10 protein-coding genes are annotated in these 12,131 nt (G+C 68.2%); 4 read left to right on the forward strand and 6 right to left on the reverse strand.

The features are described from left to right. Positions 1-32 precede the first annotated feature (32 nt). Entirely contained in the window at positions 33-830 is a 798-nt protein-coding gene (locus LK459_RS09580; RefSeq protein WP_227922998.1) for a DUF1295 domain-containing protein, read from the reverse strand. A 10-nt stretch (positions 831-840) separates the two neighbouring features. Further along, complete coding sequence (locus LK459_RS09585; RefSeq protein WP_007237102.1) at positions 841-1,623, reverse strand: LLM class F420-dependent oxidoreductase; 783 nt, start codon at positions 1,621-1,623, stop codon at positions 841-843. Positions 1,624-1,714: 91 nt separating this feature from the next. Between LK459_RS09585 and LK459_RS09590 the strand changes: the two genes are divergently transcribed. Both LK459_RS09590 and LK459_RS09595 read left to right on the forward strand, forming a co-directional pair. Continuing rightward, on the forward strand, positions 1,715-2,905 hold the full coding sequence (locus LK459_RS09590; RefSeq protein ID WP_227923000.1) for a MalY/PatB family protein: 1,191 nt from the start codon (positions 1,715-1,717) through the stop codon (positions 2,903-2,905). 103 nt (positions 2,906-3,008) lie between these two features. Beyond that, positions 3,009-3,626, forward strand: a complete 618-nt coding sequence (locus LK459_RS09595; RefSeq protein ID WP_227923002.1) for a class I SAM-dependent methyltransferase — start codon at positions 3,009-3,011, stop codon at positions 3,624-3,626. A 764-nt stretch (positions 3,627-4,390) separates the two neighbouring features. Here the strand turns inward: LK459_RS09595 and LK459_RS09600 are convergent. Genes LK459_RS09600 through dhaK form a run of 4 tightly spaced genes read right to left on the reverse strand, consistent with a single transcriptional unit; the run spans position 4,391 to position 9,581 of the window. Beyond that, positions 4,391-5,371 (reverse strand): aldo/keto reductase, encoded by a 981-nt coding sequence (locus LK459_RS09600; protein WP_227923004.1) that lies wholly within the window; start codon positions 5,369-5,371, stop codon positions 4,391-4,393. Further along, positions 5,371-7,908, reverse strand: coding sequence for a phosphoenolpyruvate--protein phosphotransferase (gene ptsP, locus LK459_RS09605; RefSeq protein WP_227923005.1), 2,538 nt, complete (start codon positions 7,906-7,908; stop codon positions 5,371-5,373). The genes LK459_RS09600 and ptsP overlap by 1 nt, the downstream gene beginning before the upstream one ends. Beyond that, the gene (gene dhaL, locus LK459_RS09610; protein ID WP_227923006.1) at positions 7,905-8,543 is read right to left on the reverse strand and encodes a dihydroxyacetone kinase subunit DhaL; all 639 of its coding nucleotides are present in this window, start codon (positions 8,541-8,543) and stop codon (positions 7,905-7,907) included. Before dhaL ends, ptsP begins: the two co-directional genes overlap by 4 nt. A 48-nt stretch (positions 8,544-8,591) precedes the next feature. Beyond that, positions 8,592-9,581 (reverse strand): dihydroxyacetone kinase subunit DhaK, encoded by a 990-nt coding sequence (gene dhaK / locus LK459_RS09615; RefSeq protein WP_227923008.1) that lies wholly within the window; start codon positions 9,579-9,581, stop codon positions 8,592-8,594. Positions 9,582-9,739: 158 nt separating this feature from the next. Here dhaK and LK459_RS09620 point away from each other — a divergent pair, with 158 nt between their 5' ends. Together LK459_RS09620 and dinB are read left to right on the forward strand one after the other, a co-directional pair. Then, on the forward strand, positions 9,740-10,546 hold the full coding sequence (locus tag LK459_RS09620; protein ID WP_227923010.1) for an IclR family transcriptional regulator: 807 nt from the start codon (positions 9,740-9,742) through the stop codon (positions 10,544-10,546). Positions 10,547-10,596: 50 nt separating this feature from the next. Next, positions 10,597-11,859, forward strand: a complete 1,263-nt coding sequence (dinB, locus tag LK459_RS09625) for a DNA polymerase IV (RefSeq protein WP_227923012.1) — start codon at positions 10,597-10,599, stop codon at positions 11,857-11,859. The last annotated feature ends 272 nt before the right edge of the window (positions 11,860-12,131 follow it).

Consider the following 12,131-nt stretch of genomic DNA (forward strand, 5'->3'; position numbering starts at 1 on the left):
AGTCGTTCGTTCGACGCGCCGCGTCCGATCTCTCAGGCTGTCGCAGCGCGTCGCCGCTTCGGCGGCAACGGGATCTGCGCTGACGTCGTGTGCTGATACTCCGCGTATTCGGGATACTTCGCCAGTGTCAGCGACTCGGTGAACTTCGTCGAGCCGACGAACAAGAGGGTCAGGAGGATGGCTCCGACGATCGTCGGTTGCAGGATCGAGCCGGCCGCGACCGCGCCGAACAGATAGATCACCCACCACTGCGCCTGCTCGAAGAAGTAGTTGGGGTGTCGGGAGTACCTGAACAGGCCTGTCGTGCAGAAGCGGGTCGACGTCTCGCCCGCAGCCTTGTGCGCGTGGAACTCCCACTGCTGCTGATCGGCGACGGTCTCGCCCGCGAGAAACGCCAGGAAGGCCACCGCGAGCACGACGTCGAGCACACCGAACCCGCCGGGATGGCGTTGCGCGGTGTAGCCGGGCAAGGCGATCAGCACCAGCAGGAGGTTCTGGTAGGCGACGATGAACAGCAGGTTGAACAGCCAGAACTGCCACCGTGTCATGCGTGAGCGCAGCACAGCCCAGCGATAGTCCTCGGTGCCGCTGTAGCCGCCGCGCCGCGCGAAGTTGAACGTCAGGCGTATGCCCCACGCGGTGACGAGCACCGCCATCACGGTCACCCGGGCGTCGAAGTGACTGAATCCAGCGAACACCCACAGGTAGATCACCGGTGCAATCGACCAGATCCGGTCGACCCAGGAGGTGTCTCCGGTGATCAGCGACGCCACCCAGCAGCCCAGCGAGATCACGCAGGCGATGATCGCCACCACGGCGAGGCTCGACATGTCGGTCAGCTCATCCGCGCCAACGACACAGCGCCTCGACGGCCGTCAGGTCGTACTCCGGGCCGGTCGTGCCGACGGTGATGAGCGAAACGCCCTCGGCGCTGATCGCGTCGGCAGTGCGTACGAGCTCTTCGACGTCGCCGGTGAACGGAATGCCCGCCGACCGCTCGATGGTCTCGGGATCGCGGCCGTGTTCCTCGCAGTAGCCCGCCAGCACCTTCGTCTTGTGGCGGTAGGTCTCGACGTCGTTGAAGCCGTGCCACACATCGGCGTACTGCGCGACGAGCGGGAGGGTCTTCTTCTCGCCGCTGCCGCCGATCATCATCGGGATGTGGCGCGTCGGGCGCGGATTGAGCTTCTCGAACCGCGAGGTGATCCGGGGCAGGGCGTCGCCGAGGTCGCCGATACGACTGCCCTTGGTGCCGAAGTCGTAGCCGTACTCGTCGTAGTCCTTCTCGAACCAGCCCGCGCCGATCCCGAGGATCAGTCGGCCGCCCGAGATGTGGTCGACGGTGCGCGCCATGTCGGCCAGAAGGTCGGGATTGCGGTACGAGTTGCACGTGACCAGTGCGCCGATCTCCACGCGTTCGGTCTGCTCGGCCCAGGCGCCGAGCATCGTCCAGCACTCGAAATGAGCACCGTCGGGGTCGCCGTAGAGCGGATAGAAGTGGTCCCAGTTGAACACGATGTCGACGCCGAGGTCCTCGGCCCGCAACACCGCGTCGCGGATCAGCGAGTAGTCGGGCGCGTGCTGCGGCTGGATCTGGACTCCGATGCGAATGGGAAATGCCATGCGTCCCAGTCTGCCCCTCGACGCGCGCCGCGTCGACGATCCCGGGCGAACCGGGTCGAGGAACGCCACCGCACGCGGTAGACACGTAGGTGTGACCCAGCGACCGACCGCGCCGCCACTCGACGTTCTGCGCCGACGCACCAGCGCCAAGTGGCGCACCTATCCCGACGACGTGTTGCCGCTGTTCATCGCCGAGATGGACTACCAACTCGCGCCCGTCGTCGTCGACGCATTGACCGCGCAGGTCGCCGCCTCCGACCTGGGGTATGCCGCCGAACCGGAGGTCCTCGGCCGGTCGTTCGCCGACTTCGCGCAGAGACACTGGGGATGGACCGTCGCACCCGACGACGTGCGCTCCACGACCGACGTCTCGGTGGTGCTCGTGGAGGCGCTGCGCGTGCTGATCGAACCGGGCGATGGCGTGATCATCACGCCGCCGATCTATCCGCCCTTCTTCGACATCGTGCCCGAGGCGGGTGGCACGGTCGTACAGGTTCCGCTACGCGTGGTCGACGACGAGGCGCTTGGTGGCCGACGGGCCAGCGCCGCCGACGTGTGGCGCCTCGACCTCGACGGCATCGCCGCGGCATTCGCTGCCGGGGCGCGTGCGATCCTGCTGTGCCATCCGCACAACCCCGTCGGTCTCGTCCACCCCCGAGCCGACCTCGAAGCCCTTGCCGACCTCGCCGCCGAGCATGGCGCGGTGGTGCTCAGCGACGAGATCCACGCGCCCCTAGTGCATCGCGGAGTGGAGTTCGTGCCGTTTCTGTCGGTGTCGGAGACGGCACGGGAGGTGGGGATGGCAGCCCACTCCGCGAGTAAAGCGTTCAACCTCGCCGGAGCGAAATGCGCTCTGACAGTGGTCGGTTCGAATCCGATGCGCGCTGCTGTCGACCGTCAGCCCGAGGAGGTCACCTACCGCACGAGCATCCTGGGACGGACGGCGGCCGAGGCCGCCTACGCCGAGGGGGACGAGTGGCTCGCCGCAACCGTCGTCGTCGTCGAGGAGAGTTTCGACCTGCTCGAACGTCTGCTCGCGCAGCGGCTGCCGACGGTCGGGTACGCACGGCCCGCGGCGTCGTATCTGGCGTGGCTGGACTTCAGGCGTACGGGTCTCGGCGACGACTCGGCGGGCCCGATCCTCGCCGACGGCCGGGTCGCGCTGCACCGCGGACCGGCGTTCGGTGCCGAGGGCAACGGCTTCGCACGTCTCAACGCCGCGTGTTCGCCGGAGGTGCTGACCGAGGCCGTCGACCGGATTGCGCGGGTCGTCGAGGGTTAGCGCGTCGCTGGTCGAGTGGTGTGCGAGGGTTGCAGCCCAGCGGGTTTTTGCTTCGCGCGCAAGGCCGCTCGACGTCGCGCTGGGCCCGTGTCACGCTCGACTCATGAGTACGACACATGGGCACCACGACCAGAACCCCCACACCGCAGCCGAATGGGATGCCAGGTACAGCAGCGCCGACCGGCTGTGGACGTCGAACGTGAATCCGTCCCTGATCGCCGAGGCCGCCGACCTCGTGCCGGGCACCGCGCTCGACGTCGGCAGCGGCGAGGGTGCCGACGCCCGTTGGCTCGCCGAGCGCGGCTGGCAGGTGACGGCCATCGACATCTCGCAGGTGGCCGTCGACCGCGCCCGCGAGATCTCACCGGGACCGGAGATCACCTGGCTGCAGGCCGATCTCACCGTCGACGACGTGCCGGGCCGCGACTTCGGTCTCGTCACCGCCCACTACTTCCCGATACACGTCGAGAACCGCAGTGTGGCAACGAAACTCGTCGACGCTGTCGGCCCGGGCGGCACGCTGCTCGTCGTGATGCACGCGCCGGAGGGGGTCCGCGCGCACGGCTTCGACCCCGACGACTACGTGCAGCCCGACGACTTCGCACAGCTTCTCGGCGACGGCTGGGACGTCATCACCCACGAGACCAGACCGCGCGGTATCGCCGCCGGCGGCGGACACCACGTCGACGACACCGTGCTGCGGGCCCGCCGCTCGGCGTAGGGCGGGTGGGGGGCCGGGTGCCGGGTGGGGGTCGGGGTGGGTGCCGGTGCCGGTGCCGGTGCGGAAAGTAGCGGAAGGGTGTGCCGCGCAGGCGTCGGCCGGTGCGGAATCTAGGGGAAAGGGTCCTTCCCCGGGAAACTGTCCTTTCCGCTGGAAGAAACTAGGGGGAGGGTCCGAAACCCGGGGAAGAGTCTGTTCCCCGGGTTTCTGCAACTGGCCTGCAGGTGCAGTGCAGGGCGGAACACGGGGGAAGGGTGTCGCGGCGGCGCCGGCAGGTGCGGAAAGTAGCGGAAAGGGCGCCGCTCGGGCGTCGGCCGGTGCGGAATCTAGGGAAAAGGGTCCTTCCCCGGGAAACTGTCCTTTCCGCTGGAAGAAACTAGGGGGACGGTCTGAAACCCCGGGAAGAGTCCCTTCCTCTACTTTCTGCAGCGGCCGCGTACGCTTCCCCTAGTTTCTGCAGCGGCCGCGTACGCTTCCCCTAGTTTCTGCAGCGGCCGCGTACGCTTCCCCTAGTTTCTGCAGCGGCCGCGTACGCTTCCCCTAGTTTCTGCAGCGGCCGCGCACTCTTCCCCTACTTTCTGCAGCGGCCGCGTACGCTTCCCCTAGTTTCTGCACCGGCCGTGCACTCTTCCCCGACTTTCTGCACCCGCCGCGCACCCGCGGCAGCGCACCCCGCGGCCCATGACACCACGCCCGCGGCCCAGGTTCGACGCTCCGTAGCGGCCGAGACCCCGGGATGCAGAACCGAGAGGCCCGCGGCTCCTCTAGCTCCAGCTCCGCTGCGAGCGCTTTGCCCAGTACTCGGCGGGCGGTTCGGGGTGCGCGAGTAACTCCGACACCGTCTCGGACGTCAGTCCGAGTTCCTCCGCCGCGACATTGCTGTCGACCTGTTCGACGGTCACCGCGCCGGACAGCACATGCGCGGCCCACGGCTGTGCGAGTGCCGCCGCCAGCGCGACCTGATCAGACGACAAGTCCAGTTCGTGGGCGACACGGTCGACGACGCGTCGGGCCTCGCTCTCATCCTCGACGCCCGGCGCCAGTCTGCCGTTGGCCATGCCCTCTTTGATCACCACCGAGAGTCCGGCCTCGGCGGCTTCGGCGAGCGCCGGACCGACCGACGTCTCCAACGGATTCCAGGTGGACTGCACCACCCCGAACAGCGGCTCGCCGTCGACCTCGATCGACATCGCTTGGCGAACGACGTCGGCCTGCGCGGGACCCGACGTCGAGAACCCGACCGTGTAACCGTCGGCGCGCAACCGAGCGAGCGCCCTGTGCAAAGCATTGTTCGTCAATGCCGGGCTGTCGGGAGTCAGCGAGTGGATCTGATAGATCGCGAGCGGATCGCCGATGATCGAGCGGCTGGCCGTCGACTGGTCGGTGAATGCGCCGAGGCTGTGGTCCTTGACCTCGTGCACCTCGGCGTCGACCTCCCACTCGCCGACGTACCGGTATCCCCATTTCGACGCAACCGTCACGTCGTCGACCTCCGGGTGCTCGCGCAGCCAGTCGGCGAGGAACTGCTCGCTCAATCCGTACGAGCGCGCGCAGTCGAGGTAGCGCACGCCGTCGGCGTACGCGGCGTCGAGCACGTCGAACGTCCGCAGGCGCATCTCCTCGATGCTCCGCTCGTCACCGAGATCGTCCTCCCGCGTCGTGGTGATGTATGCGGGCCGGCCGACGGCGGCCAGTCCCAGTCCGATGGTTGCGCCTGTGCTGAGGGTGTTGCGGGCAGTGTTCATCAGGTGTGAGGGTAGTTTCGCAAACCCGCGCGCACCGCGGCAGCGTCCTCGGCTTCGACGCTGCGCTCGACGAGGCCCGGGTTCGACGTGACTGCGACGCCGCGCACCGACTCCTTGACCAACGGCACCGCGCGCGGGGCGACACTCAGCTCCCGCACGCCCAACGCGATCAGCAACTCCGTTGCGGTTTCGTCCGCGGCGAGCTCACCGCAGACCGCGACGAGACGGTCCGGGCCCGCTCCCCGACATACCGCGTCGATCAGGGCGATCACACCGGGGTCGAGTGGATCGGCAAGCGCTGCAACGGATGTGTTACCGCGCTCGGCGGCCAGAGTGTACTGCGTCAGGTCGTTGGTGCCGATGCTGAAGAAGTCGACGTGCGGCGCGAATGCCGCCGCTTTGAGTGCCGCCGCGGGTACTTCGATCATGATGCCGACCTGCAGATCGGCAGGCATACCGCGCCCGACCGCATTGATGGCTGCATCGAGGCACCCACGCGCCGTGAGCACTTCGTCGACCGTGGTCACCATCGGGAACATGACACTGACCGGAGTCTCGTGCGCGACGGTGATGATGGCGCGCAGCTGATCGTCGAACAGTGTCTTCTCCGCGAGCGCGAGCCGTAGTCCGCGCAGCCCGAGGAAGGGGTTCTCCTCGACGGGTTGCCGCGCGAAGGGTAGCGGTTTGTCGCCGCCGACGTCGAGGGTCCGCAGTGTGATGCGCTCGCCGCCAAGCGCATTGGCCATTCGACGGTAGACATCGATCTGCTCGTCGACAGTCGGCGGTTGCGTGCGGTCGAGGTAGAGGAACTCGGTACGGATCAATCCCGAGCCGTCGGCTCCGGCGTCAGCCGCCGCACGCGCGTCCTGCACGGAGCCGAGATTGGCCGCCACCAGGATTCGCGTGCCGTCGCCGGTCGTTGCGGGTTGGTGCGCCGCCTCGCGTGCACTGTCTCGACGTTCGTCGGCGCGGGCGGCGGCGGCACGCAGGTTCTGGAGCGTCGCTTCGTCGGGGTCGACGACGATCTCGCCTGTCGAGCCGTCGAGAGCGACGGTGACCTGGGGATCGACCGCCAGGACGTCGGGTCCGGCGGCGACCACCGCGGGTATCCCACGGGCGCGGGCGAGGATCGCGGCGTGGCTGGTCGGGCTGCCACCCGCGAGCACGATGCCCGCGACCTTGTCAGGATCGAGGACCGCGGCCTGCGCGGGAAGGAGATCAGCGGCGACGAGGATGCCGGTGCCGTCGATCGTCGAGTCCGCAGTTCCGGTGAGCCGACGCAGCACCTGTTGACCGACCGCGTGCACGTCAGCGGCACGTTCACGCAGATAGGGGTCGTCGAGGGCGCTCCACTCCGCCTCGACCTCCGCAACGGCCGCCGCCCACGCACGTGCCGCACTGACACCGGAATCGATGGTCGCGCGAGCACGCGCACGCAGGTCGGGATCGTCGAGCAGCAGCAGGTGGGCGTCGAAGATCTCGGCATCGGAAGCGCTGTGGTGCGCGGTGTGGTCACGGATCCGTTCGATGTCGGTGTGGGTCTCGGCGAGGGCGTCGCGCAGGCGTGCGAGCTGAGCTTCTGCGGAGTCGAACGGCTCGTCGGGTGCCTCGACGTCGACGACTGTCGGTGTGAATGCGGGTCCGATCGCGATGCCGGGCGATGCCGGTAGGGCCGTGTGATTTCGACGAGCTCGACCTGCGGGTGCCGCCTCACCGGGGGTGTCGGCAAAAGCGCCGGACGCCTGTCGATCTGCCGGAACTGCCGGGACCGTGTCAGCGTCGACCTCCTCGCCGAAGCGGTCGCGGGCCAACGAGGCGAGATGGTCGACGGCCTTGCGCGCCTCGCGACCGCTCGCGAGGATCTCGAGGCGTTGCCCGCAACGTACACCGAGGCTCGCCACGGCGGAGATGCTCACCGCAGACGCGGGACCTGCGCCGTTGTCGAGGTTGATCAGGGTGATGTCGGCATCGAATTGCCTTGCCTCCGTGACCAACCGGGCCGCGGGTCGGGCGTGCAGGCCGTGCGGATTCTCGATCTCGACGACCGCGGAGACAGCGCCGGCATCGCCCGTGTCGACCGAAGCATCGTCGGGCACCGGCGTCTCGCCGGTCGCCGCCGGCGCGTCTTCCCCCTCGCCCAGTGCCGAACGCTTGGGGGTCAGCGACGCCGCTGCCTCGGCGGCCACATCCGCCGGTGACGCCCCCGACGCCGCGGTCACAGCCGCCGACATGAGTCCCTCCACGAGCGGTGCTGCGGACAGAACGGTTCGTGCGCGAAGCGCCGGATCGATCAGCTCCAGCGCCAGTTCCGCCGAGAGCACGGCACTGCCGAGATCCATCAGGACGACGACGCCCTGGCCGTCGTCCGCCGCCTCGATGGCTGAGACGATCGCGGTGGCGTCGGTACCGAAAGTGTCGGCGTCGAGACCGGCGGCGACCTCGATCGTCATGTCAGAACCGGTGATCATCTCCGCGGCGAGGGCCACCGCGGCGTCGCCCAGCGCCCTGCTGTGCGAGACGACGACCAGCCCGGTCATGGTTGCCGAACCTCGTTGGCTGCGCGCGCGAGTGCGTTGATCAGCATCGCCGCACTGGTCGCGCCGGGATCCTGATGTCCGACGCTGCGCTCACCGAGATACGACGCTCGGCCCTTGCGCGCCACCATGTCGACGGTCGAGTCCCGTCCGGCCGCGGCGGCGTCGGCCGCGGCGCGCAGTGCCTTCGCGAGATCTGCACCGTCGGCGAGTGCGGCGTCGAGCGCGTCGCATGCCGGATTCAGTGCGTCGAACATGGTCTTGTCGCCCGATTGTGCGTGCCCGCGTTCGACGACGCCCGCCAGTCCCGCGCGTAGTGCGGCGGCAAGCATCGGGGCGTCGATCTCGGTGGTGTCGCCGATCGTGCCCGCCATGCGCAGCATCAGGGTGCCGTAGAGCGGGCCGCTCGCACCGCCGACCTTGCTGACGAGCGTCATGCCGGCCTTCTTGAGAAGCGGACCAGGCTGGGCCGGGCCGTCGGCGAGTCCGTCGACGACAGCGGTCATGCCACGTTCCATGTTCGACCCGTGGTCGGCATCGCCGATCGCGGCGTCGAGTTGGGTCAGTTCGTCGACGTTGGCCACGACGTCGCTGGTGAACAGGCGGAGCCAGGTGGCGATGGTGTCGGTGGTGATCATGGTGTGTCCTTCGGGGTGGCGTGGTGGGAACAGGCGCCGCGGTTGGTGTCAGACCCAGTGCAGGGCCGGAGTGTCGACGGGAGCGTCCCACAGGTCGAGTAGCTCGTCGTCGAGGCGCAGTAACGAGACCGAACATCCGGCCATGTCGAGGCTGGTCACATAGTTGCCGACGAGTGTGCGCGTGGCCGTGATGCCCGCGGCGTCGAGTAGTCGCGTGAACTCTGCGCACATCAGGTAGAGCTCGATGAGTGGCGTGCCGCCGAGTCCGTTGACCAGCAGCACGACCCCCTGCTCGCCGACCGGGAAGTCGAGATCTCCGAGGACGGGATCGATGAGCATGTGTGCCATCTCGTTGGCCGTTGGCAGCTGCACGCGCTTGCGGCCCGGTTCGCCGTGGATACCGACGCCGAGTTCGATCTGGTCTTCCGGCAGATCGAAGGTCGGATGTCCGACGGCGGGCACCGTGCACGACGTCAGGGCCAGCCCCATCGTGCGCGCGTTGTCATCGGTTTTGCGTGCGAGTCGGGCGACTTCGGAGAGGCTGGCTCCTCGCTCGGCCACCGCGCCTGCGATCTTCTCGACGAAGACAGTTCCCGCGACTCCCCGTCGACCCACCGTGTAGCTGCTGTCCTGCACGGCGACGTCGTCGTCGACGATCACCGAGACGACCTCGACGTCCGCGAGTTCCGCTGCCATCTCGAAGTTCATCACGTCGCCGCTGTAGTTCTTGACGATGTGGAGTACACCGGCGCCACCGTCGACGCCGCTCGTGGCGGCCAGGATCTGGTCGGGCACCGGTGAGGTGAAGACCTCGCCGCAGGCAGCCGCGTCGAGCATGCCCGTACCGACGAAGCCGCCGTGCAGCGGTTCGTGACCGCTGCCGCCCCCGGACACGAGCCCGACCTTGCCCTGTCGCGGTTCGTCGGCGCGGAAGATCACGCGAGCGTCGTGGTCGACGCGCAGTCGGGGGTGGGCGGCCGCGACGCCACGCAGTGCGTCGGCCAACACGTCCGCCGGATCGTTGATGAACTTCTTCATGGAAAGACTCCTCGTGGCAACGGCGTGGGCACCTCACGTCATTCATTCGACATTATCGAATGACTTAGGACACTACGGCATGCAATATGTGACGATCAATACCCGGCGAGGCGTTCATTCCGGAATGCCCACCACCGCTTTGTTGGGAGAATGTCCGGATGATCCAGTCGGTAGACCGCGCGCTTCGTGTGCTCACGGTGCTCGCGGGCGACCACAGGATGAGTCTCGGTCAGATCGCCGAACGACTCGAGCTGCCACCGTCGACGGTGCACGGGATCGTGCGCACCCTGCTCGCGCACCGGATGGTCGTGCAGGAGCGTGACTCCGGTCGCTACCGCCTCGGACCCGCGGTGCTCACCTTCGGCAACGTCTATCTCGACAGCCTCGAACTGCGGGCGCGGATCGCCCCGTGGGCCGAGGACCTCGCGCGGCGTAGCGGACTCGCCGTCCGTACCGCGGTCATGCTCATCGACGACGTCGTGGTGGTGCACCACCAACCACGGCTCGACGGTTCGCGCCAGATGCCCGAGGTGGGAATCGTCATCCCCGCGCACGCGTCAGCGCTCGGCAAGGCGATCATGGCGTTCGACGCGAAGATCACCGACGACATCCTCGGTGCCGACCTTCGTGACATGACCGGAACAACGGTCACCGACCCGCACGCGGTGCGTGCAGGCCTCGCCGACGTGCGCGCCACCGGCCTCGCCGAATCCGTCGAGGAGGCCGTGCTCGGCGAGTGTGAACTCGCGGCGGTGCTGACCGATCGGATGGGTGGGCCCATCGGCGCCGTAGGAGTGGTGGCGACGGCCGAGCAGTGGCCGCTTGATCCGTCGGTGTCGTCGATGCTGCGCGACGTCGCCCGCAACACCTCGCGCGAACTGGGTGCGAGCAGTTGGCCTCCGGCCGTGCAGGACGACCGCGCCACCGACAAGGACGCGTGGCGTCGACGGTCGCGCACGGGCTGAGCACGACCGACAGAGCCCGGGTGTCACACCCGTGTGCGAACATATGTTCTATGAGGATCGATCGTCGGGAACGCGCGGAGGCGTCGATCCTGCACGCAGATCTCGACTCGTTCTACGCCTCCGTCGAGCAGCGTGACGACCCGTCGTTGCGCGGGAAACCCGTGCTGGTCGGCGGCGGCGTGGTGCTGGCTGCCAGCTACGAGGCCAAGGCATTCGGCGTCCGGTCGCCGATGCCGGGACACGAGGCGCGGGCGCTGTGTCCGCGAGCGGTCGTTGTGGTGCCCCGCTTCGACGCCTACGTCGAGGCCAGCCGCGCGGTGTTCGAGATCTTCCACGACACCACGCCTCTCGTCGAGGGGATCTCGGTCGACGAGGCATTCCTCGACGTCGCAGGGCTTCGTCGGGTGTCGGGCACGCCCGTCGAGATCGCCGAACGGCTGCGCAGGCGCGTCCGCGACGACGTCGGCCTGCCGATCACCGTCGGCCTGGCCCGCACCAAGTTCCTTGCGAAGGTCGCCAGCGCCGTCGGCAAGCCCGACGGTCTGCTCGAGGTGCCGCCGGGAACCGAACTCGAGTTTCTGCACCCGCTGCCCGTGCGTCGACTATGGGGAGTCGGGCCGGTCACGGAGGCAAAGCTGTACGACGCCCGGGTCACCACGGTCGGCGGCATCGCGCGGCTCGGTGAGCGATCCCTCACGCACATCGTCGGAGCAGGCGCGGCCCGACATCTGTTCGCGCTGTCGATGGCGACCGACCCGCGTCGTGTCGAGACCGGCCACCGACGCTCCTCGATCGGATCCCAGCGCGCGCTCGGTCGTCGACCGAAGAGCGAGGCCGATCTCGAGGCGACTGTCGTCGCGATCGTCGAACGGCTCGGCCGTCGGCTCCGAAACGCTGAAAGAGTATGCCGCACAGTGGTTCTCCGACTCCGCTTCGACGACTTCGCGCGTGCGACCCGGTCACGCACCCTTTCCGATGCCACCGACCGCACCGACGTCATCATGTCGTCGGCGCGCGGGCTGCTCGCCGACGCACTGCCACTGATCCGCGACCGCGGCTGCACGCTGATCGGACTCTCCCTGTCGGGGCTCGACGATCGCGACTCGGTCCAGCTCACCTTGCCGTTCGACCAGCCCGACCCAGCCGACCGTTCTGTGCGCGCGGTCGACGTGTCGAGTCCGCTGAGCAGCCGTGGCGCCCACCTCGACACCGCGATGGACGACCTGCGCACGCGGTTCGGCCGCGACGCCGTCACCCGCGGCGTGCTCCTCGGGCGCCATCACGGCGACGATGCGCCGATGCTTCCGGATTGAGTGCTGTGAGCGGCAGACGCCGCGCGCGAAATGCGCAAAACGAGTGTTACGCGCACAAACTTCACTGTGATCTGAGATACGTCGAGACTCAACTACGGAACCACCGGCCGTCCACGACAGGTCTATCGGCTCCCTGAGTGAGTTCGCCGAACGAAGAGCACGGCGCTCGCACCGCCTCTTGGGTAACACTCTGGGCGAATAAACGGTGAAGATGCGCCCGCGCGGCATGGTTGCCGCGTAGAAATGAAGAAGGGGGAGTGGACAGAGCACCA

It is taken from the genome of Gordonia otitidis (assembly GCF_020735545.1).
GTDB classification, from domain to species: Bacteria; Actinomycetota; Actinomycetes; order Mycobacteriales; family Mycobacteriaceae; genus Gordonia; species Gordonia otitidis.